This is a genomic window from Candidatus Enterococcus ikei, assembly GCF_017316105.1.
GTDB classification, from domain to species: Bacteria; Bacillota; Bacilli; order Lactobacillales; family Enterococcaceae; genus Enterococcus_L; species Enterococcus_L ikei.
Map to the genome: position 1 here is coordinate 1 of NZ_JAFLWD010000058.1, position 21483 is coordinate 21483.

General features: G+C 36.6%; 23 protein-coding genes. 5 read left to right on the forward strand and 18 right to left on the reverse strand.

Features of this window, described 5'->3' with window-relative positions; translation table 11 throughout:
* Positions 1–4: 4 nt before the first annotated feature.
* From JZO69_RS16175 to JZO69_RS16185, 3 genes are all read right to left on the reverse strand, one after another.
* Entirely contained in the window at positions 5–457 is a 453-nt protein-coding gene (locus tag JZO69_RS16175; protein WP_207113843.1) for a GatB/YqeY domain-containing protein, read from the reverse strand.
* A gap of 25 nt (positions 458–482) precedes the next feature.
* A complete protein-coding gene (gene rpsU, locus JZO69_RS16180; RefSeq protein ID WP_002356740.1) occupies positions 483–659 on the reverse strand; it encodes a 30S ribosomal protein S21 in 177 nt (58 codons plus the stop codon).
* A 207-nt stretch (positions 660–866) separates the two neighbouring features.
* Complete coding sequence (locus JZO69_RS16185; protein ID WP_207113844.1) at positions 867–1295, reverse strand: Fur family transcriptional regulator; 429 nt, start codon at positions 1293–1295, stop codon at positions 867–869.
* A gap of 98 nt (positions 1296–1393) precedes the next feature.
* Between JZO69_RS16185 and JZO69_RS16190 the strand changes: the two genes are divergently transcribed.
* Positions 1394–2251, forward strand: coding sequence for a pyruvate, water dikinase regulatory protein (locus tag JZO69_RS16190; RefSeq protein WP_207113845.1), 858 nt, complete (start codon positions 1394–1396; stop codon positions 2249–2251).
* Between the two features lie 66 nt (positions 2252–2317).
* Here JZO69_RS16190 and thrB read toward each other — a convergent pair whose 3' ends face one another.
* From thrB to JZO69_RS16230, 8 genes are all read right to left on the reverse strand, one after another.
* Positions 2318–3181 carry a homoserine kinase gene (thrB, locus tag JZO69_RS16195; protein WP_207113846.1) on the reverse strand — a complete coding sequence of 288 codons (864 nt, stop codon included), beginning with the start codon at positions 3179–3181 and terminating at the stop codon, positions 2318–2320.
* Entirely contained in the window at positions 3178–4236 is a 1059-nt protein-coding gene (thrC, locus tag JZO69_RS16200) for a threonine synthase (protein WP_207113847.1), read from the reverse strand. The genes thrB and thrC overlap by 4 nt, the downstream gene beginning before the upstream one ends.
* A gap of 2 nt (positions 4237–4238) precedes the next feature.
* Complete coding sequence (locus JZO69_RS16205; protein WP_207113848.1) at positions 4239–5528, reverse strand: homoserine dehydrogenase; 1290 nt, start codon at positions 5526–5528, stop codon at positions 4239–4241.
* Positions 5529–5662: 134 nt separating this feature from the next.
* Entirely contained in the window at positions 5663–5950 is a 288-nt protein-coding gene (locus JZO69_RS16210) for an ArsR/SmtB family transcription factor (protein WP_086314291.1), read from the reverse strand.
* Positions 5951–6083: 133 nt separating this feature from the next.
* A complete protein-coding gene (gene proC / locus JZO69_RS16215) occupies positions 6084–6860 on the reverse strand; it encodes a pyrroline-5-carboxylate reductase (RefSeq protein WP_207113850.1) in 777 nt (258 codons plus the stop codon).
* 77 nt (positions 6861–6937) lie between these two features.
* Positions 6938–8662 carry a phospho-sugar mutase gene (locus JZO69_RS16220; protein ID WP_207113851.1) on the reverse strand — a complete coding sequence of 575 codons (1725 nt, stop codon included), beginning with the start codon at positions 8660–8662 and terminating at the stop codon, positions 6938–6940.
* Positions 8663–8779: 117 nt separating this feature from the next.
* Complete coding sequence (locus JZO69_RS16225) at positions 8780–9505, reverse strand: nitroreductase family protein (RefSeq protein WP_207113852.1); 726 nt, start codon at positions 9503–9505, stop codon at positions 8780–8782.
* Between the two features lie 30 nt (positions 9506–9535).
* Positions 9536–10978 (reverse strand): aminotransferase-like domain-containing protein, encoded by a 1443-nt coding sequence (locus tag JZO69_RS16230; RefSeq protein ID WP_207113853.1) that lies wholly within the window; start codon positions 10976–10978, stop codon positions 9536–9538.
* 327 nt (positions 10979–11305) lie between these two features.
* On the opposite strand from JZO69_RS16230, the gene thiD reads away from it, so the two are divergent.
* Positions 11306–12130, forward strand: coding sequence for a bifunctional hydroxymethylpyrimidine kinase/phosphomethylpyrimidine kinase (gene thiD, locus JZO69_RS16235; RefSeq protein WP_242586920.1), 825 nt, complete (start codon positions 11306–11308; stop codon positions 12128–12130).
* Between the two features lie 11 nt (positions 12131–12141).
* Positions 12142–12690: an ECF transporter S component gene (locus JZO69_RS16240; protein ID WP_207113854.1), complete on the forward strand. Its 549-nt coding sequence runs from the start codon at positions 12142–12144 to the stop codon at positions 12688–12690.
* A gap of 58 nt (positions 12691–12748) precedes the next feature.
* Here JZO69_RS16240 and JZO69_RS16245 read toward each other — a convergent pair whose 3' ends face one another.
* From JZO69_RS16245 to JZO69_RS16270, 6 genes are all read right to left on the reverse strand, one after another.
* Positions 12749–13723 carry a permease prefix domain 1-containing protein gene (locus JZO69_RS16245; protein ID WP_207113855.1) on the reverse strand — a complete coding sequence of 325 codons (975 nt, stop codon included), beginning with the start codon at positions 13721–13723 and terminating at the stop codon, positions 12749–12751.
* The gene (locus JZO69_RS16250; RefSeq protein ID WP_207113856.1) at positions 13723–14052 is read right to left on the reverse strand and encodes a PadR family transcriptional regulator; all 330 of its coding nucleotides are present in this window, start codon (positions 14050–14052) and stop codon (positions 13723–13725) included. Before JZO69_RS16250 ends, JZO69_RS16245 begins: the two co-directional genes overlap by 1 nt.
* Positions 14053–14246: 194 nt before the next feature.
* Positions 14247–15224, reverse strand: coding sequence for a GMP reductase (guaC, locus tag JZO69_RS16255; protein WP_207113857.1), 978 nt, complete (start codon positions 15222–15224; stop codon positions 14247–14249).
* A 194-nt stretch (positions 15225–15418) separates the two neighbouring features.
* A complete protein-coding gene (locus JZO69_RS16260) occupies positions 15419–16789 on the reverse strand; it encodes a uracil-xanthine permease family protein (RefSeq protein WP_207113858.1) in 1371 nt (456 codons plus the stop codon).
* 1 nt (position 16790) lies between these two features.
* A complete protein-coding gene (gene guaD, locus JZO69_RS16265) occupies positions 16791–18167 on the reverse strand; it encodes a guanine deaminase (protein ID WP_207113859.1) in 1377 nt (458 codons plus the stop codon).
* Between the two features lie 189 nt (positions 18168–18356).
* Complete coding sequence (locus JZO69_RS16270; protein ID WP_207113860.1) at positions 18357–18716, reverse strand: hypothetical protein; 360 nt, start codon at positions 18714–18716, stop codon at positions 18357–18359.
* Between the two features lie 216 nt (positions 18717–18932).
* On the opposite strand from JZO69_RS16270, the gene JZO69_RS16275 reads away from it, so the two are divergent.
* Together JZO69_RS16275 and JZO69_RS16280 are read left to right on the forward strand one after the other, a co-directional pair.
* Entirely contained in the window at positions 18933–19559 is a 627-nt protein-coding gene (locus tag JZO69_RS16275; protein WP_207113861.1) for an MBL fold metallo-hydrolase, read from the forward strand.
* A gap of 124 nt (positions 19560–19683) precedes the next feature.
* A complete protein-coding gene (locus tag JZO69_RS16280; RefSeq protein WP_207113862.1) occupies positions 19684–20385 on the forward strand; it encodes a histidine phosphatase family protein in 702 nt (233 codons plus the stop codon).
* 102 nt (positions 20386–20487) lie between these two features.
* Here JZO69_RS16280 and JZO69_RS16285 read toward each other — a convergent pair whose 3' ends face one another.
* Complete coding sequence (locus tag JZO69_RS16285; RefSeq protein ID WP_207113863.1) at positions 20488–21345, reverse strand: MurR/RpiR family transcriptional regulator; 858 nt, start codon at positions 21343–21345, stop codon at positions 20488–20490.
* Between the last annotated feature and the right edge of the window lie 138 nt (positions 21346–21483).

Consider the following 21483-nt stretch of genomic DNA (forward strand, 5'->3'; position numbering starts at 1 on the left):
TTTCTTATTCTCTCTCTTGTAATAACTCTTTTACAATTGTATTAACCTGATTTCCGTCTGCTTTACCCTTCACTTGAGGCATCACAGCAGCCATGACTTTACCAAATTCCTTCGATGAAGTCGCTCCGGTCTGATCAATTACCCTTTGAACAATCTGACGAATCTCTTCATCAGACAGTTGCTTGGGCATATATTTTTCAACAATTGTGATTTCGATTTTTACTTTGTCAGCAAGATCGTCACGTCCCGCTTTTTCAAACTCCGATAAAGAGTCTCTGCGTTGTTTCATCTCACGAGACAAAACTGATAGCTCTTCTTCCCCGTCCAAATCACGGTTCGTTTTAATCTGCTCATTCTGAATGGCTGCTTTCAACATACGAAGAACAGATAAAGTATCTTTATCTTTTGACTTCATAGCTGTTTTGATATCATCATTCAATGTTGTTAGTAATGACATACAACCAACTCCAATTCATCGAAAACTAGAATTTTTTACGTTTTCTAGCTGCTTCAGATTTTTTCTTACGCTTTACACTTGGTTTTTCGTAGAATTCACGTTTACGAGATTCTTGTAAAGTACCCGCTTTTGAAACGGAACGTTTGAAGCGACGAAGAGCATCGTCAAGAGATTCGTTTTTACGAACGACAGTTTTTGACATGTTAATTCCCTCCCTCCGAGCTTAAAAAGTAACCGTTTTTTATATTTATGAATTGTTACACATAAATAAAATACCGTTCTTGTTACATTATATCGAATGGTTATTTTAACGTCAACCTTTGTAGTGAAAAAATATATAAAAAAGTACCAAAATGAGTAAAGTTTTACACACATGTGCAATATTCACAGTATTTTCTGAAAAAAACGATCATTTACACTCTTCACATCGACCTAAAATCTCAAATCGATGGCCTTCAATTTCACATCCACTTAATTGTTCTTTAAAAAAATCCATTGGGCACATATGAATTTCTTTTGTCTTGCCACAAACTGTACAGATAAAATGATGATGATGTCCCACTTCTTGACAACAACGGAAACGAAATTTCTTTTCTCCATTCAAATCAGTTGTCTCAAGCAATTCTAAATCCGCAAAATCATGTAAATTTCGATAGATAGTATCATAACTAACACCTTTGTATTCTCGATTCATAAATTCGTAGACTTCTCTTGCTGAAATATAACGATTTCTGCGAATCAGATAGGTGATCATTGCTTCTCTTTTTTTTGTATATTTCAAGCCATGTTCTTTCATTACTGCTAATGACTGCTCAACTTTCGAATTAGATTGTACCATTTCATTGCCTCCATTTGTTAAATCAGAATGATTACGAATAAGATTCATGAAGGTATGTTATAATAAAACTACCAAAAAAGCAAGAGAGGAATCCAATTATGACTACTAATGAACAAAAAAAATGCGTGACTATTTTTGTTATCTCCGATTCTGCTGGAGAAACAGCATCAAAATTAGCAGCGGCTTGCATGGCCCAATATCCCACTGTTGATTTTTCTTTATTTAGACGGACATTCGCTAAAGAAGAAGATAAATTGAGAAAAGCCCTTGAAGATGCAAAACGTGAAAACGCCATGGTACTGCACACGATCGTTAATGATCGTTTGGTAAAAATCGCTAATGAATTTTTTGAAGAGCATGATTTATATCATTTCGACATCCTAACACCTCCTGTAGCTGAAATCGAGCGTTTAACTGGAATAGCACCAACCAGAGAAGCCGGTGCATTACATCATTTGAATGAAAATTACTTTAAACGCATCGAAGCAATGGAGTTTGCTGTAAAATATGACGACGGTAAAGATCCTAGGGGATTTTTAGAAGCTGACGTTCTGTTACTAGGCGTTTCTAGAACATCAAAAACACCACTTAGCTTATTTTTAGCAAATAAAAATTTAAAAGTTGCCAATTTACCATTGATTCCAGAAGCACACTTACCAAAACAACTGTGGGAAACAAATCCTAAAAAAATTGTTGGATTAACGAATGATCCAGATATATTAAATGGTATCCGAAAAGAACGTATGAGAACTTACGGTCTACCTGCCGATACTTCTTATTCAGATATTGAAAAAATCAGAAAAGAGCTAACATTTGCTAATGATTTATATGAAAAATTGGGCTGTGTCGTTATCAATGTCGCTTCCTTGTCTATCGAAGAAACAGCTTCAATGATTTTAAATGCATTGAATTTAGAAGACCATAGCTATTATGCAACGGAATCTCCTGAAGCTTAAAGACGGCAAAAAACTAAGAGCTGTGCGGCAATTATCTGCCTCAACACGGCTCTTAGTTTTTTTATTTTAAAATACTTGAATTCCTTCTTGATCAATCGATAACACATTGATTGTTGCCGAAAGTGAAAGGTTTTCCAGCTCTTTAACCATTCTTTCCGTATTTTCTTCTGGAGATAAAATCAAAACAGTTGGTCCAGCCCCACTTAAGAATGCACCATATGCTCCAACTTGATGGCTAAGCATTCGAATTTGATCCAAATGCGGAACTAATTTTTTACGGTACGATTCGTGCCAACGATCTTTTTCCATCATTAGACCTGCTAAGGGTAAATTACCATTTAATATTGCTGCAATCATTACATTTGCAATAGCGCTCGCCTGTACAGCTTCTTTATAAGGAATAGATGCAGGAAGTACACTCCGGCTTTCCGATGTCAATAGATGGACATTGGGAATATACGCAATCACATCACACATGGGAAAATGGTGTTTGACAGAATAAACTTCACCATCCACATAACTTGCAACAACAAAGTCTCCGTATATCGCAGGTGCTACATTATCTGGATGTCCTTCGATTTCTGTCGCAATCTGCAGTTTATCTTTTTGTGATAAGTTTAGATTTCCTAAGCGATTAGCTAATTCTATACCGCCAACAATCACACTTGAACTACTGCCTAAACCTCTAGCTAAAGGAATATCTGATGTCATCTTCAAGACTTTAGGCGAAAGATTTGGGGCTACTTTTAAAGCTGTCTGAATAAGTAGATTGGTCTTATCACTAGGAATATCTGCTCCTAAAGAATGTTGGATTTTCCACTCATCAGCGGTTTCTAGTACTTCAATATATAGATAGTATGAAAGTGCAATACCGCATGAATCAAAACCCGGACCTAGATTTGCACTGGTTGCGGGAATTCTTATTTTCATAGTTCTGACACTCCATTACGTAGATGCATACGCATTTCTTCTAAATCACTCATTTTAGAAATTTTTACGTCTGTTGCATTGATTGCTGTATCAGGATCTTTCAATCCATTTCCCGTGAAAACAGCTACAACGGTTTCCCCTTGTTTGATTTTCCCACTTTTCACATGTTGAATTACACCAGCTAAAGAAGCAGCTGATCCTGGTTCTACAAATACACCGTCTTGAGCCGCAACTTTACGATAAGCGTTTAAAATTTCTTCGTCTGTAACAGAATCGATATGTCCTTTTGATTCGTCACGTGCAGCTTCAGCCAATTTCCAGCTTGCTGGATTTCCGATTCGAATTGCTGTGGCAATCGTTTCAGGTTGCTCGATCACTTCACCTTTTACGATTGCTGCAGCGCCTTCTGCTTCAAATCCGTGCATTCTAGGTAAAAGTGTTCCTTTTTTGTCGTGCCATTCTTTAAAGCCTTTCCAATAAGCAGAAATATTACCAGCATTCCCCACTGGAATCGCTAAAACATCTGGCGCTTGTCCCAGTTGTTCACAGACTTCAAAAGCCGCTGTTTTTTGGCCTTCTAAACGATATGGATTCACAGAATTCACTAAAGCAACCGCTTCAGTCTTGGCAATATCACGAACAGCTTTCAAAGCTTCGTCAAAATTCCCTGGAATTGAAATGATGTCAGCTCCGTATATGATTGCTTGTGCTAATTTTCCCATTGCGATTTTCCCATCCGGAATAACAACATAGGCTTTAACACCTGCTCTAGTAGCATAAGCGGCTGCAGCTGCACTCGTATTACCAGTTGATGCACAGACAATCGCTTTGGCTCCTTCTTCAACAGCTTTAGCAACAGCCATAACCATTCCACGATCTTTAAATGATCCAGTTGGGTTTAATCCTTCATATTTTCCGTATAGATTGATACCTAATTCTTTCGATAAGTTGTGCAATAGAATTAACGGTGTATTTCCTTCTGCTAGTGAAATCATCGGTGTTTTATCCGTAATCGGTAAATACTCTTTATACTGTTTTAATAGTCCTTCGTACATTTTTAATCCTCCAATACTTTGAATGTATTCAATAGTTCAAATTCGTCAGTTACTTTGATTTCTTTTGTCACTTGTTTCATTTGTTCTTTTGTAATTGTATGTGTAATTGCAACAATTCTAGCTCTAGTACCATCAGATTTTTGCTGAACTAATTGGTCAAAACTAACATTTGCTTCGGTCATGATTTGTGTTAATTTTAAAATTTGACCGCGACGATCGGGTACTTCAATTGAGAAGTAGTATTTTCCAGAAATTGTTTCATCAGGTGCCAATTTTGTGTCATGCTGATAGGAATTGAACATATGACCAGTTGTACCTAAACGAATATTTTTAGCAATTGTAATGATATCACTGACAACACTTGTCGCAGTTGGTTTGGCTCCTGCTCCTGGTCCATAATACATCGATTCACCAACACCAGAGCTTTCAATAAACACAGCATTAAACTCATTACGAACTGAAGCAATCGGATGAGATTTTGCTACAAGCATCGGTCCAACTTCAACTGCGATACTCCCCTCTTGATTTTCAGAGGAACCTATCAACTTAACTTCATAGCCTAATTGAGCCGCCATTTCTACATCATCTAAAGATAACCCACGAATCCCACGAGTATCAACTTGATCCAATCGAATGTTCATCCCAAAAGCGAATTGGCTTAAAATAACCATCTTATAAGCTGCATCAATTCCATCCACGTCATTGGTTGGATCAGATTCAGCAAATCCTAATTCCTGGGCTTCACTTAATGCTTGGTCATAAGACTTTTTCTCGGCAACCATTTGTGTCAACATGTAGTTTGTCGTTCCATTAACGATTCCTAACACTTTTTGGATATTGTCCGCAGCTAAGCTATTCGCAATTGTCCGCAAGATAGGGATACCTCCGGCAACGCTTGCTTCATAATATAAATCACAATGATTTTTTTGTGCTAAAGCTACAAGCTCACTTCCATGTTGAGCTAAAAGATCTTTGTTTGCTGTCACAATATGTTTACCATTTTCTAACGCTTTAGTAATGAAGGTTTTTGCTGGTTCGACTTTTCCTATTAATTCTACAATAATTTTGATTTCATCATCATTAATAATATCATCAATACTTGTTGTGAGTTGAATATCAAATTTCTCAGCTAGCCGTCTTTTTTCTTCTTCATCACGTACTAAGGCTTTTGAAATAATGATTTCCATCCCTGTCACTTGAGAAATCTTTTCTTGATGTTCTTGCAAAATTGTTGGTACACCAGATCCAACTGTACCTAGTCCAAGTAAACCTACTTTCAATTTTTCCTTCATTCTTCTTCCTCCAACTATAAAGATTAGAAACATTTCATTTTCTTCTAATAAAACATGTTTCTAGTATACCCAACTGACGTAAAAAAAACTACCCTTTTCTTTGAATTTCCTGAGGGAATCCTAGAAAAGGTGAGTTATTGGTGTTTGATGTGTTCAAATGTCTGATTGAGAATGTCGATAACATGATGATCATCTAAAGTATAGTAGATCGTTTTACCTTCCCGTCTGGATCTTACCACATGACTATCTCTTAATAATTTCAACTGATGGGAAACAGCGGATTGTTCCATTGAAAGCTTTTCTCCGATTGCTGTTACATTTAATTCTCCTTGTTTCAACAGTAGTAAAATTCGTAATCTTGTCGGATCACTCAACACTTTATATAACTGGCTTACTTTTTGAATCTCATCTATTTCTTTCATCGCTGAGCTTCCTTTCATTTTTTCTTCTTGCTTATTATAGCAAACTTTTTCCAAAAGAGGATAGATTTTTTCTTTGCTTGATTTAAAAAGACAAGCAGAAAAAAATTCCACTTGTCTGTTAGTAGCTCTTATATTAGCTGTTCGCTTGTTTAACTGCATCGATCACAGCATATCTGAAGCCATTTTTCTCTAGTGCAGTAACACCCTTAATCGTGCTGCCTCCAGGCGATGTTACACCATCTTTTAACTCTCCTGGATGTTTTTTCGTTTCAATTGCTAATTTAGCAGAGCCCAGCATCATTTGAGCAATGATTTCATAAGAAAGTGCACGCGGCATCCCTTCTAACACTGCACCATCTGCTAAAGCTTCCATAAATATATCGACAAATGCAGGACTACATCCAGCAACTGTACCAAATGTTCCTAGTATAGCCTCGCTAACCTCTTCGACTTTACCTAGAGATTCCAATACACGAATCGCTTCATTTTTTGATGCACTAGGCATATTTTTAGCAAAAACAGCTCCTATCATTCCAGCATTCACACTAACTGGCGTGTTTGGAATAGCATGAACAACATGAATGTCACTGCCTAATACTGCTTGAGCCTCTTCCACCGTATGTCCTGTAGCAACTGAAATAAGAATTGTATCTTTAGCCATAGATGGCGCTGCTTGTTTTAAAATATCTAATACGATTTTAGCTCCTGTAGCAATAAAAATAACTTGGCATTCTTTCAACGCTTCATAATCTTTGATCAATTGAAACGATAATTTTTCTTGCAAAGCCTCAGCGGTACCGCTTGATCCACCTTTTACGAATAAATTTTCTGGTGCAACTACTTTTGCTTTTAAAAGTCCTTCGATCATTGCACTACCCATGTGACCAGCGCCAATAAATCCAATGTTCATATCTATCACTCCTTATACGTTTTGCAAATGAAAGGACTGAAACAACCTTTTATCCAGTTTTTTCAGTCCAACTCATTTTATTCGGTTAATGCATTGACTGCTTGTTCAAAGTTCTTGATTTTTTGATCAGCTTCCTTTTGAGAAGAAGCTTTAGTAGCCAAGTAAAATTTGATTTTAGGTTCTGTTCCAGACGGACGAATCGCAATCCAACTGCCATCTTCCAAGAAATATTTTAGCACATCTGAAGGAGGAGTTGTTAATTCTTCGACTTTGCCATCAGGTGATGTTCGAGTCAATTCTTTAAAGTCTTCTGTTTGTGTTACGTTGATAGCTGCAAAAGAAGTCGGTGCTTCTTCGCGGAATTTTTTCATCAATGCTTTGATTTTTTCGCTACCTTCAATACCGCTCAATGTTACAGAGATTGTTTTTTCTTCAAAGTAACCATATTCTTCAAAAATATCTTGTAATCCGTCGTAAAGAGTTTTTCCTTGTTTTTTGTAGAAAGCCGCAACTTCTGCCAATAAAACAAGCGCTTGAATCGCATCTTTATCACGAACAAAAGATTTAACTAAATAACCATAGCTTTCTTCAAAACCAAACATGAATGTTTGTGAATGGTCTGCTTCATATTGCTCGATTTTTTCCGCAATAAATTTAAACCCTGTTAAAACATCTACCATTTTTGTCTTATATTTTGTTGTGATTGCAGTTGCTAGTTCGCTCGATACGATAGATTTTAAGACAACAGCGTTCTCAGGTAACGTTCCTGCTTGTTTATGTGCTTCTAAAATATATTGAATCATGATCGATCCTAATTGGTTACCAGTTAAAACTTGGTAGCTTCCATCAGGTAAACGAACGGCCGCACCTAGGCGATCGGCATCAGGATCTGTTGCAATCAACAAATCAGCATCTTCTTTTTCACCTAAACGAATCGCATATTCAAAAGCAGAATGTTCTTCTGGGTTTGGTGATTTCACTGTTGTAAAATCTGGATCTGCAATCGCTTGTTCTGGAACAAGTACAAATTTTTCAAAGCCTGCTTGTTTCAACGCTTTTTCACCAAGCATTTTGCCTGTCCCATGGAGTGGTGTATAAACTAGTTTTAATTCTTTACCCATTTCATTGATCAATTCTTGATTGATCGTGACTTTCTTCACTTCTTTTAGATAAGCATTATCGACTTCTTCACCGATAATCGTGATCAAATCGCTCACTTTTGCTTGGTCATCTGAGAGAACTTCTATTTTAAGTGGGTTTTCGATTTCACGAACATACTTTGTTAATGCATCCGCATCAGCAGGCGGCATTTGACCACCATCTGCACCATACACTTTATAGCCATTATACGCTGCTGGATTGTGAGATGCCGTAATCATGATACCTGAAAAAGCATTTAAATAACGAACCGCAAAAGATAACTCTGGCGTTGGTCTTAAGCTTTCAAAAACAAATGCTGGAATGTCATGCTGTGCTAATGTTTTCGCAGCTTCCATAGCAAATTCTGGAGACATATGGCGAGAATCATAGGCAATTGCAACACCACGTCGTTTCGTTTCAGCACCTTGAGCATCTATAAAGCGAGCCAGCCCTTCAGTTGCTTGACGAATTGTAAATATATTCATTCGATTGATGCCGGCACCTAAAATACCACGCATGCCCGCTGTACCAAATTCCAACGGTGCATAAAAAGCATCCTCGCACTTTTCAGGATCTTCTTTAAGATCTTTTAATTCTTTTTTTAAATTTTCTGGTATATTACCTTCATTTATCCACTGTTCATAGACTTGTTCCCAAGACATATTTAGCACCTCTTTTATCTTTTGTTTTTTTATCCACTAGTAAGTATATCATTCCATTGCCAGAGAAGAAAGTGATGCCTAGCAAAAAAGGATGAGTCGTTCTATTGATTTAAGGATTTATTTCAACAAGCCTTGGATTTGTAATAGCTGATCGGTGATCATTGATGGTTCCTCAGCGAAATAATCAGAAAATTTTTGACTCCAACGCTTCGTTTCTCTTGCCTCTCCAAATTGTTCCATCGTGTCATTATATTGCTCAATCAACGAATAGGCATACGGACGATACTTATCATAATGGACAACTGAGGTTTCTGGTAATCGTGGTTTCACTTTCATTTCTACCACTGGTTTGCCAATACTTAATCCAAATAAAGGAAACGTATTGTCTGGCAAATCCAACAATTGACAGATTTCTTTGCCATATTTACGAATACTTCCAACAACAACTGAACCTAGCCCTAAACTTTCAACAGCAATCACTGCATTTTCCAGCGCTAATGATGCATCGGTTACAGCCAATATCATCGGTTCCACACTTTCATCAATTGAGTAGGAACTTTCATGAGCAGCGCTAACTATTTTAGTGCGATGAAGATCACCGATAAAAAGTAAAAATACTGAACTGTTCAGCATATGAGGATTACCTGGATTCCATTTTACAAGTTGTTCACGGATCTTTTTATCCTGAATAACAATGATGCTGTAAAATTGGCCATTCATCCAACTAGGAGCTTGACGAGCTGCATCTAGTATTGCCTGTAATTCTACCTTAGGCAACGCATAATTCTCGTCAAATTCTCGATAACTGCGACGATTTTTCAATAACTCGATTGTTTGATTCATATTTATTTCCTCCATTTTATTCCTATTTTATCATAGTGTTGAAAAATCAGAAGCGATTATTTGGGTAATTTTTTCTAACTTTGCTTTAAATATAGGCAGTTTATCCTCATCGATTCTGGAAAAATTAATACGAATACTATCTCGATTTCCACTAAAAATAAAACTTGGTGCGACAAGTAACCCTTCTTGTAGAAAAACCGCCCAATCTTTTTGACGCAAGTTTCCCTTTTTCCATTTTGCCCACAAATAAAAACCGCCTTTAGGCATTTCAACTTCCCAATCCTCTATTTTTGCTACAACATCTACCACTGCGTGACCCCGTTCTTCTACTTTTTGTTTTAAAGAAGAAATTTTATCAGAAAAATTTTCGTCTGTTAATGCCAAATTCGCTAATAATTGTGGGAAAATACTCAGTGTAAAATCCATCATTTTTCTGGCTTCAGCCAATTGCTGATTTACAGAAGTTGGGGCACTTAACCAGCCTATTTTTGTCGTTGAACCTAGAATTTTTGAAAGGGAACCGATATATAAGACATTTTCTGGATCCAATTTTTTTAACGGTTGGACTTGATCGGCAGAAATAAAATTTAACGTACCAAAAACATCATCTTCTACAATTGGAATTTGATGTTTTTGACATAGTTCAACTAACCCTCTTCTTCGTTTCATTGACATTGTTTTGCCAGTCGGATTTTGAAACGACGGATTGACCATCACCATCTTGATACGATGTTGACGAATCATTTTTTCCAAAGATTCCAAGCAAATTCCTTCTTGATCCATTTCTACTCCATATAAGCGAATGCCTGCTGCTTGAAAAATAGGCAATGCATAAAGAAAAGAGGGATTTTCAATGGCTACACCATCCCCTGGTTGCAGTAATACTTGCAAAATTAAAAATAAGGCTTGTTGCGCACCTGATGTAATCAATAAACTTTCCGGCGGTAGTGAAAATCCATACTCTTTTTCTGCTTTGTGACTAATTGATTGCCGCAAGGGAAAATAGCCTAAATCATCCTGCTGTTCTTCTTCTAAAAAATGCTTCCATGTCAATGGTGGAAATGCAAAACTGGGAATCAGATCTAAAGGCAATTCACCGGTATATAAATCCAGTACATCCTCATTTGAATGCTTGATCAATGTTTCGATTTGTTCAATAAAAGGATCGATTTTAGCGAAAGCATTTTGTTCTAAATAACGACGCCAGTCCGTCCTAGGAGCTGTACTGATTCCCCATTTTCCTTCATTGACGATTGTGCCACTACCTTGCTTTCTGACAATCCAGCCTAATGCAACAAGTTCATCCAATGCATGAACAACGGTTGAACGATTCACTTGAAAGTAATTTGCCAGTTTTCTTTCCGACGGTAAACGTTCACCTGGTAGAAGATCCCCATTTTTTATGTAGGAAAGAATTAGTTCGATGATACTCACGTAGACTGGAACACCTTTTTCTTTATTTAGTGACCACATTTTTTTGCCTCCTTTTTGTAGTTATTTATTATAGTCTAATCGAGTGTTCTAACTTGCTGAATTGTATGGTTTGACGAGAGCATTGGATATAACAACTCTTCTTTCGATTGTTTTGTACTGCTCAATATCAAATCACTTCGTTCTTTGTGTTTCAAACTAAGAATCAACTCTCCCTTTGGTCGTCTTGTGCTGCTCAACATCAGTTCGTAAACTCACTGTGTTTCGCAGCAATTGGATGACCTGAAAATAACCCAATTGGCTGTTTTTGTCAACTTATGTTTGTTTTACAATACATATATCAAAATATTTATGAATAGAGGTTGGATAATGATCAAAAAAGTATTAACAGTTGCTGGTTCTGATTCTAGCGGCGGTGCAGGGATACAAGCGGATTTAAAAACGTTTGAGGAATATGGGACATTTGGTTTTTCAGCTTTAACTAGTATCGTGACTATGAATCCCGATGAAGGCTGGAGTCATCTGGTTACACCGATCGAACCTGAGTTAGTAGAAAAACAAATGAAAACTATTTTTGCTGGCGGTGCTCTTGATGCAATGAAAACAGGAATGCTTGGCACCATCGAAGCGATTGAAATTACTCGAGAATATATTGATAGATTTGCAATGGATAATATCGTAATTGATCCTGTAATGGCTTGTAAAGGTACTAGCGAACTATTACAACCAGAAAATGTAGCAGCAATGACTCGCTTACTTTTACCTAAAGCTACTATCACAACACCTAACTTAGTAGAAGCAGGAATTTTATCTGGAATGGGTGATTTAACTACTGTTGATCAAATGAAAGAAGCTGCTAAAAAAATTCTTGATCTAGGTCCTAAAAATGTTGTGATCAAAGGCGGACATCGTTTGAATACTGAGAAAGCAACTGATCTTTTTTATGATGGAACTGATTTTACTATTTTAGAAAACGAATTATTTTCGACAGATTATAATCACGGCGCTGGTTGTACATTTGCAGCAGCAGTAACTGCTGGTCTGGCAAAAGGTTATTCGGTCATTGATGCCGTAGCGCTTGCTAAGAAATTTGTGGCAGCTGCAATCAAAGATGGACAAAAAATCAATCCTTTTCTTGGTCACGTTTGGCACGGTGCATATAATCATGCCCAAGACCGCATGACAGAAAACTAAGGAGTGATCGAATGAATAAACAAAATTCAACAACTTCTATTGTATTAGTTGGATTGTTTGCAGCGTTAACGGTCCTTGGAACAATGATCAAAATCCCGATGCCAACTGGGGCTTTTGCCCATTTAGGCAATTCAGTATTATTGCTTGCTGTACTTTTGATTGGCTATAAAAAAGGGGCTTTAGCTGGCGGACTAGGTTTTGCTATATTTGATGTTTTGAATGGATTTGCCGCAGAAGCGCCTTACTTTATTCTAGAGAGTTTTATTGTTGGTGGCGCTGCTGCTTTGATGATTTTCTTTTTTCATCAAAATATCGATACTATTTGGAAACTCATTATAGTGGCCAGCGTGACGGGTATTGCTAAAATTATTATGACTCAGCTAAAAAACACTATTATGGGTCTACTTGCAGGTGCTGATTTTAACGTCGCTTTTGCAAGTGCCTTATCTAAATTACCAGCAACCTTCATTAATGTAGTAACGACCATCGTTATTGTGACTCTTGCTTATTTCCCTCTAAAAAAAGCAATGACTGTCATTTTTTCAAGACAATCCTTTTAGCTATTTGGCTAAAAAAACTCCGCTTACCTTGGGTAATTTCCCAAATAAGCGGAGCTTTTTATTCATTTTTACTAAAAATACTTTCTAATATCCCAAAAGCAATCCCAGCTACTGGAAAAATAATCCAGTTTGATCCCCAATTGCCCAGTATAAATCCTTGTGACAAAAAGATTATGAGGATAATCGGCCAATAAATTTTTTCAAGGGTTTGTAACCATACCGGCTTTTTACTATCCCGTTCTGCTTTTGCTCTTGGTCCTATTTCTCCTTCATCTGAAATAAAATAAGTTTGCTCAAGCATTTTGGTGAAACTTCCCATGATCACACCCCCGAAAATGAAGAAGAAAACACCGAAAGAAGCCAAAACTAACAAACAAGCAACGCCGAAAAATACTTCTTCATAGAATGTTACAAAAAAGACTACAGGAATTACTGCTAAAATACACAACACGACCCCTGCTACCATACAAAAGATAAATGAACGCTGAAAAGCATCCTTTCTTTTTTTAATTTCATTTTTTACTTGAATCGAAATAAAACGATCATTCAATTTTTTATTTGTATTCGATACACTCGTTCCAGCAATAATAAATAATGGAACACCTATTGCCGCCCCTAAGAAGACAAATAACAAGCCAAATCCTTCTGCCACACCTTCACCATATAATGTCATACTACCAAAAAGAGCGGCAACGCCTAACATGATGAACATCACCCCTAAACCAATTAGTGTAGCAGCTCTATGATGAACTTTAAGAAAATCGAGCGATTCATCTATTGTAATTCCATCTAAATCATAGCCTTTTTCATCAATGAATTCTTGCTTAATATTCATTTCTTCTAGCAATTCATCAATTGATCCAAATTCTGAAATCACGCCTCCAATTGCTTCATTTTCAGACTTCCCTTGTTTTTTCAAATCTTCATAACGATCTTCTGCACTTGCTAGCAGGTCTTCTTTTAATTGTTTTATTTGACTTGTTTCAGTTATTCCTAAAAATAAACTGTCAATATAATCCTGAATAGTTTTCATTATTTTTCCTCCTTGATAAAACGTTCAACGACTTCTTTTGTAAGTATCCATTCTGCTATTTTTTCTTCTAAATATGATTGTCCAGACGGTGTGATCTTGTAATACGTTCTTTTTTTCCCGTGTGTGATTTGCCCTGGAAAAGATTCGATAAATCCATTTTTTTCCAATCGGTTAAAAGCTGAGTATAACGTCGTCTCTTTAATGGAATAGTTATTTTCAGAAATTTCCGTGATTCTTTTAGAAATTGCATAACCATATGAATCACCTTCCTGCAAGACAGATAAAATAAATGTATCATTATACCCTCTGATTGCATCACTGCCGATCATTGAATCACCTCCGATTACTTCACCTGACGTACTACGTCTGTCGTTGTAATTATCATAACACGATTACTACGACAGGTAAAGTAAAAATAATCAAAATAAAAAAGAAGCGTAAAATACGCTCCTTTTTTATTGCAACTCGAACCAACTGGTTACAGCGCTGATGACGCACAATATTGACAATCTTTCGTCTTAAATTAAATTGTATCGCCATTAAAAATAGAATTTTTCACGATCACATAATCAACTTTGCGAATCGCTTCAAGATCACGACCGCCAGCGTAAGAAATTGAAGATTGTAAATCTTGCTGCATTTCTGTAAGTGTATCAGCTAAACTGCCTTTATGTTGAATCCAGATTTTCTTGCCTTCAACATTTTTCTTTTCACCTTTTTGGAATTCAGAGGCACTTCCGAAATATTCCTTATAGACAACACCGTTTTCGACTTTTGTTTCACCTGGAGATTCTTCGTGTCCTGCAAATAGTGAACCGATCATCACCATTGTTGCACCAAAACGAACTGATTTCGCAACGTCTCCCGGTGTACGAATCCCACCGTCTGCGATAATTGGTTTTCTAGCAGCTTTTGCACACCAACGTAGTGCAGCTAATTGCCAGCCACCAGTACCAAATCCTGTTTTAATTTTTGTAATACACACTTTACCAGGGCCGATTCCGACTTTTGTCGCATCCGCTCCAGCATTTTCTAATTCGCGAACAGCTTCAGGTGTTCCGACATTTCCGGCGATAACAAATGTATCTGGTAAATGTTTTTTCAGATGTTGAATCATGTTGATCACTGCATTGGAATGACCGTGTGCAATATCGATCGTTACATAATCAGGAACCAAATTACGTTCCGCTAATTCTTCCACAAAACCATATTCTGCTTCTTTTACGCCCACGCTGATGGAAGTAATCAAACCTTTAGCATTCATTTTCTCAATAAATGGAATTCGAGCGCTCTCATCGAAGCGATGCATAATATAAAAATAATCATTTTTTGCTAAAAATTCCGCAATTTCTTCATCAATGATCGTCTGCATATTTGCAGGTACGACCGGCATTTTAAAGGTATGTTTCCCTAATTTTACAACTGTATCACATTCGGAACGACTGTTCACGATACATTTATTGGGAATCAACTGGACATCTTCGTAATCAAAAACTTTCATACTTTATTGCCTCCTAGTAAGTTCTAAATAGAAACACGCAAAACACGAACATTCAAACAAAAATAGTTCGCATTTTAGAACGCCTATGCTAATTTACACCATCTATTTAGAAAAGTCAAAGGTAAATGACGAAAAATATACACAATCAGCACCTATTGTTCGTGTTTTTGATGAATTCTTATTTTCCCACTTTTTTATACAGCATTTATTTCTTTCTGTTCTCTTCTTTGATCTTCCGCTTTTTCATTAGGCAATAACCGATTTAGCACAATCGCTGCTATTGAAGCCGTTGCTACAGAAGAACCAAATAGGTATTGTAAAAATGGTGGTAATGTCTGAATAAATTCTTTTGGTATCAATGTTAATGCTAATGTTAAAATCATCGGAATCGCAATCACGTACATTTCTTTTTCACTGATATCAACTTCTTTGATTACTTTGATTCCACTAATTGAAATAATGCCACAAACGATGACAAAAACACCGCCGATCACAGGGGCAGGAATTGACGAGATCAATGTTGACAATTTACCTGATAAACCAAAGACAATAAACCATGCACCAGCTGCTACAAATACTTTTTTACTAGCAACACCAGTGATCGAAATAATCCCAGAATTGGTTGAATAACCTGTAACCGGTGTGGTTCCTAATAATGATGAAATAAAGCATCCGATTCCTTCACCAACAACCCCTCTGTTAATATTCTCATCTGTTAAAGGTTCTTCACAAACATTGCTGACCGCAAACCAAGTTCCAGTCGTTTCTGCCATTAAGACAACGTAAATAATGACCATTGTTAAAATCGAAGATAAATCAAATGAAAAATGAAAATCAAGAAATGGTAATTGCGGCACACTGATCAATGATGCCTTGCTAACTTGTGACAAATCAAGAATCCCCATAAATTGAGCCGCAAAACTTCCAATCACCAAAGCTAAAATCACAGATGATATCCTAAAAATCCGCCCTTTACCAGGAAAACGCGATCCAATCATCGCAAATAGAACAAGCGATGCTGCTGCAATGATTGCTAGTAAAATATTTTGTCCTAAATCACCTGAAGCTGAAAAAACATTATCATTCAACGCAACTGGCATCAAGGATAAGCCAACAATAAAAATAATCGTACCACCAACGATAGGTGGCACAAACGCTTTGATCAAACGATTGAAAATACCTGTTAATCCTAAAATAATGACTAAAATCGCACCAATCAAACTAGCACCCAAAACTGTTCCCCAACCATTACCAGTTTGATTATTTGCAAAATAAATACCCGCTATCGCTCCAATCGGAATAAATGATGGCCCTTGAGCAACTGGCAATTTCATACAGAAATAAGATTGAATAATTGTAGCGATTCCAGCCGCAATAAAGGTTGATTGAATCAACGCTGAAGATTCTTTCGTGGTCAAACCAATGATTGATGCAATAATAAATGGAACAACGTACACATCCATTGCTAAAACATGCTGAATACCTAATAATGCTGATTGTCCCATCGATAAATCATCATTTGGCCCTACTGTTAACTTTGAACTTTTCACTTGTGATTCTGCCATTTTATTTTTGCACCTCTAGTTCCCGTGTATTTTTATCATGAACTTTTCTACCTTGAATCCAAACTTCCTCGATATTTTCAGGACGAGCCAAGTAGAGAATTTTTTGAAAAACATCCATTAAAGGTTCTTCTTCTGAAAAAATTGGTAACCTTTTGCTATCAATGATTTGGACATCCCAAGCATAATCAACAGCTAATTTGCCGATCGGCAAGCTCAATGACTCACCTCCGCCTGCAGTAGCTAGATAAAATGCTTCATTTAAGGTAATACTTGACCCGGAAACACCGCGTTTTTCGCTACAGCAATCTTTATCGACACCGTCTGCTAACATTCGAGAGGAGATAACTGCTTGTCTGATATTATCAAATAAACTTGGTGAAAAGCCACCTGAGATATCGCTGCCTAAACCTGTTTCAACTTGGTACTCATTTAGTAATTTTGCAATTGGCGTAACTGCATTACCAAAATATGCATTAGAAATCGGACAGTGTGCAACGGCTGTTCCTTTTTCTGAAAATAATTTCATATCTTCATCTGACAGAAAACCACAATGAGCCATAACTGCTTTTTCAGTAAGTAAACCGAAATCATTTAACGCAAAAGCATCATTTTTCCCAAAGCGTTCTTGAACAAACGAATGCGCCCAATCACTTTCACTGCAATGAGATTGGATATGAACGTCATACTTTGCAGCTAAAGCACCTAATCCTTTTAACGAATCATCGGTACAGCTTGGAATAAAACGAGGCGTTACCACTGGATAAACTCCTTGAGGCGTTTGCTTGTTTAACTCTATTACCTCTTGAATAAATAATTCCGTTTCAGCTAGTGCAACATCAGACGTGGCATCTCGATAATAATCAGGATTTTGCTCTTGATCATCCATTACGACTTTACCAACCAAGCCTCTTTGACCTTTTTCACTACAGATTTCTGCTAATAGTAAACTTGATTTACGATGAACTGTTGCAAAATATAAAGCTGTTGTTGTTCCATTTTTGATTAATTGTTCAACTAAATCTGAATAAACCTTCTCAGCAAATTGAGCGTCAGAAAATTTTGCTTCAAGTGGAAAGGTGTACGTATTAAGCCAATCATATAATGGCAGGTCAAGGGCTGTTCCAGCTTGCGCCCATTGAGGGGCGTGGATATGAAGATCAATAAAACCAGGAAGAATATATTGACCCTGAGGTAATTCTTGGAATTTATTATTTAACGAATATTCTTGAATCATCGACGCATATTCTCTTTCTTCTGGTGAAATAATTTTACTGATCATTCCTGTTTCAGAGATACAGAATAGATGATTCTCAAAAATAGCTACATTTTTTGAATCAATACTTGAAAATGCTGTTCCTTTTACGACAAATTTAAACAAAATACATGCTCCTCTCATAACGATACAAAAAATATTATATACAATAATTCGTATTTAATCTATATTTTTTGTTTAAAAATCCTTTATTCCTATGAAAAAACAGCTTAAAAACGAACATTTTTTCGTTTGAAGCAAAAAAAGTAAAACAAAACTTACAATGTTTTGTTTTACCGTATAGAATCTGATTTATCATTTAACTTGTCGTTTTTCTTCCTCCAAACGATCGATTTTATCATGTAGCTCAGCAATCGTCTTTTGTAGTTCATCGTGCATTTTATCGTGTTTTTTATGTAATGTTGATAAGCTATGATGGATGAGCGTCCCGCTCCCTGCTGCCAAAGAAGCCCCTAAAGCACTCAAGACATTCGTGTAATTTCCTAGAATCAACTGAACATTAGCAGATGGCTGTACATTTTTCAATAAAGGAATCCACATTGTTAAAACAGCGAAGACAACTAAATAGAAAAAAAGAAACAGATAAATAAAAATGGACACTTTACTAGATAACAGTGCTGGAATTTGTTCTAAAAACTGGTTAACTTTTTTCATTTTTGGCCGACTCCTTTTTGGCTATTACTTTTTTAGAAACTATCTCTATTATGATTGATAGTAAATCAAAAGTAAATTATCGCTGCTTTTGCCATCGAATCTATATTTTCAACTTGATCTATAATAATCAGTTAAAAGAACAGCACTGCCTTTTGATTCTGGTCAAAATTGAGTTATACTTAGAGATGAATCATACTTATGAGGAGGCAACGAACTATGCTGAAAATTGAACGAATTCAAACGGGTGTTATCCAAGAAAATTGTTACTTAATTTATAATGAAGACAAATTATTGATTATTGATCCAGGGGCCGAAGCAGAAAAAATAAGTGCGTTGATTGAAAAAACAGGAAAAAAACCAATCGCTATCTTACTAACGCACACACATTATGATCATATCGGTGCAGTCGAAGAATTGCGTCATCAATATAATATTCCGGTGTATGTCAGCCCACTTGAACAAGAATGGCTATCAAATCCGGTTCTTAACTTATCTGGATTAGGACGTCACGACGATATGGCTGATATTGTTGTTCAGCCAGCAGAAGTCGAATTTGAAATGAAAGATTATGATTTAGGTGGCATGACCTTTTCTGTTGTACCAACTCCAGGACATTCGATTGGAAGCGTGAGCTTTGTTTTTGATGATTTTGTTGTTACAGGGGATGCGTTATTCAAAGGCAGCATTGGCAGAACTGATTTACACACTGGTGATATGCAACAACTGCTTCATAGTATTAACACTTATCTTTTCACCTTACCAGATGAATTTCCGGCTTATCCAGGACATGGTGATGCTACAACGATCGAACATGAAAAGAAAACGAACCCTTTTTTCAACTAGAATATTTCTAATCTCACGGGATAGCCTTTCCTATCACAATAAAATCAGATTGTGATAAAATTTTCTGTTTTTCATTTAGAGGTAATCAATCCTGTTCAACGTTTAATTTTAAGGAGGAAAGTTTATGAATGAACCTACAACACTTTATATTATTCGTCACGGTAAAACAATGTTCAACACAATCGGCAGAACCCAAGGCTGGTCAGATACCCCTTTGACTAAAGAAGGGGAACAAGTCATTCAATATCTTGGTCTTGGATTAAGAGATACTGATTTCAAAGAAGCATACTCCAGTGATAGCGGACGTGCCATGCAGACAGCACGCATTATTTTGCAAGAACATCATAATGGTACAGCTATTCCTTATGCAACAGACAGCCGGATTCGTGAATGGTGTTTTGGTTCGTTAGATGGCGGTTATGATGGTGAACTTTGGGGTGTTGTTCCTAGAATTTTAGCTTTTAAAAATTATGATGACATGATGACAAATAGGATAAGTTATAAAGATTTAGCGGATGCGATCATCGCCGCTGATACAGCTAATTGGGCGGAGCCTTATGAAAAAATTCGTGAACGGGTTTGGAGTGGCTTTGAAGATATTGCTCATTACCGCGAAAAAAATGGTGGCGGAAATGTCATGGTTGTTTCACACGGATTGACGATTTCATTCTTACTGTCATTGATCGATACTAGTCTACCAATGCAAATTGGACTTGAAAATGGCAGCGTAACGAAACTTACTTATGAGAATGGTAAGTTTACGATCGATAGCGTTAATGACACCCTCTACATCGAAGATGGGCGTGCTCTTGCAACCAAAAAATAAATATTCAAAAACAAGAGATTGGGAGAAAACTTATTTAGTTTCCTTCCAATCTCTTGTTTTCATTGTTTATTTAAAATATACGGATATCTGTAAAATAATAGTTCAATTCAACTCTTTTTTTACAATTTCAACAGCTTCCTTAGAATCTTGGATTTTTTCTAATGTTTCATTATAGTTTTTAGTCGCATAGGCAAAAAACAAAACATCTACCACATAAAGTTGGGCTGTTAAAGAAACAGTCGCTGCGCTTCGTAATTGTGCTTCTTCCCCTTCTGGCGTCAATAATAACACGGAACTTTTTTGTGCCAATACTGAATCCGGATTGGCTGTTAGCCCAATCACTGGCAACCCTTTCTCAATAGCAAGATCCGCTAAGGCATTCGTTTCCTGATTTGCACCTGAGTTTGAGATACCGATATAAATACCTTTCAAACGATTTGTGCCAAGTGCAGAGGCAAATAAATGATGATCCATTGTGAAGAATACAGACAACCCCAAACGAGTAAATTTTTGATATATATCTTGAGCAACTAATGAAGATGCACCTAAACCATAGACAAAAATAATTTCTGCTGTTTCTAACTCTACAACCGCTTGATCAATTGCTTTATCTTCCAAATGTTCATTCGTTCGTTCTAATACATGGATCAAACGATGTTGAAGTTTTTCTTTGATTGCAGCTGTGGTCTCACCATTTTCGACCTCCGTATACATCTGTGTATCGACGGTTCCCAGATTAGCTGAAAGTAATATCTTTAAATCAGTAAACCCACTCACTTCAATCGATCGACAAAAACGGATGATAGCCGCTGGGCTTGAACTTGCTTTTTTTGCAAGCTCTTGGGCACTTAAATTAATAACTTCACTTGTATGATTCAAAATATATTCTGCTATTTTTTGCTCAGATCCTGGCAAATGCTTAAGATGATCTTGGATCGTTAAAATTATATTTTGCTGCATCGCTTTCACGTCCTTTTTCTGCCGAAACCAAACTTTTTTAGTAACGATTCCAGTAATTCATTCCTTTATTATAGCTAAAAAGAAACAGAAAAGAAATCTATCAGTCAATTAAACACCGATTTTCCGTCAAAAAACAAC

Coding starts and splice junctions, on each gene's coding strand:
- JZO69_RS16175 (WP_207113843.1), bottom strand. CDS start 457: ATGTCATTACTAACAACATTGAATGATGATATCAAAACAGCTATGAAG.
- rpsU (WP_002356740.1), bottom strand. CDS start 659: ATGTCAAAAACTGTCGTTCGTAAAAACGAATCTCTTGACGATGCTCTT.
- JZO69_RS16185 (WP_207113844.1), bottom strand. CDS start 1,295: ATGGTACAATCTAATTCGAAAGTTGAGCAGTCATTAGCAGTAATGAAA.
- JZO69_RS16190 (WP_207113845.1), top strand. CDS start 1,394: ATGACTACTAATGAACAAAAAAAATGCGTGACTATTTTTGTTATCTCC.
- thrB (WP_207113846.1), bottom strand. CDS start 3,181: ATGAAAATAAGAATTCCCGCAACCAGTGCAAATCTAGGTCCGGGTTTT.
- thrC (WP_207113847.1), bottom strand. CDS start 4,236: ATGTACGAAGGACTATTAAAACAGTATAAAGAGTATTTACCGATTACG.
- JZO69_RS16205 (WP_207113848.1), bottom strand. CDS start 5,528: ATGAAGGAAAAATTGAAAGTAGGTTTACTTGGACTAGGTACAGTTGGA.
- JZO69_RS16210 (WP_086314291.1), bottom strand. CDS start 5,950: ATGAAAGAAATAGATGAGATTCAAAAAGTAAGCCAGTTATATAAAGTG.
- proC (WP_207113850.1), bottom strand. CDS start 6,860: ATGAACATTGGATTTATTGGCGCTGGTCACATGGGTAGTGCAATGATC.
- JZO69_RS16220 (WP_207113851.1), bottom strand. CDS start 8,662: ATGTCTTGGGAACAAGTCTATGAACAGTGGATAAATGAAGGTAATATA.
- JZO69_RS16225 (WP_207113852.1), bottom strand. CDS start 9,505: ATGAATCAAACAATCGAGTTATTGAAAAATCGTCGCAGTTATCGAGAA.
- JZO69_RS16230 (WP_207113853.1), bottom strand. CDS start 10,978: ATGTGGTCACTAAATAAAGAAAAAGGTGTTCCAGTCTACGTGAGTATC.
- thiD (WP_242586920.1), top strand. CDS start 11,306: ATGATCAAAAAAGTATTAACAGTTGCTGGTTCTGATTCTAGCGGCGGT.
- JZO69_RS16240 (WP_207113854.1), top strand. CDS start 12,142: ATGAATAAACAAAATTCAACAACTTCTATTGTATTAGTTGGATTGTTT.
- JZO69_RS16245 (WP_207113855.1), bottom strand. CDS start 13,723: ATGAAAACTATTCAGGATTATATTGACAGTTTATTTTTAGGAATAACT.
- JZO69_RS16250 (WP_207113856.1), bottom strand. CDS start 14,052: ATGATCGGCAGTGATGCAATCAGAGGGTATAATGATACATTTATTTTA.
- guaC (WP_207113857.1), bottom strand. CDS start 15,224: ATGAAAGTTTTTGATTACGAAGATGTCCAGTTGATTCCCAATAAATGT.
- JZO69_RS16260 (WP_207113858.1), bottom strand. CDS start 16,789: ATGGCAGAATCACAAGTGAAAAGTTCAAAGTTAACAGTAGGGCCAAAT.
- JZO69_RS16270 (WP_207113860.1), bottom strand. CDS start 18,716: ATGAAAAAAGTTAACCAGTTTTTAGAACAAATTCCAGCACTGTTATCT.
- JZO69_RS16275 (WP_207113861.1), top strand. CDS start 18,933: ATGCTGAAAATTGAACGAATTCAAACGGGTGTTATCCAAGAAAATTGT.
- JZO69_RS16280 (WP_207113862.1), top strand. CDS start 19,684: ATGAATGAACCTACAACACTTTATATTATTCGTCACGGTAAAACAATG.
- JZO69_RS16285 (WP_207113863.1), bottom strand. CDS start 21,345: ATGCAGCAAAATATAATTTTAACGATCCAAGATCATCTTAAGCATTTG.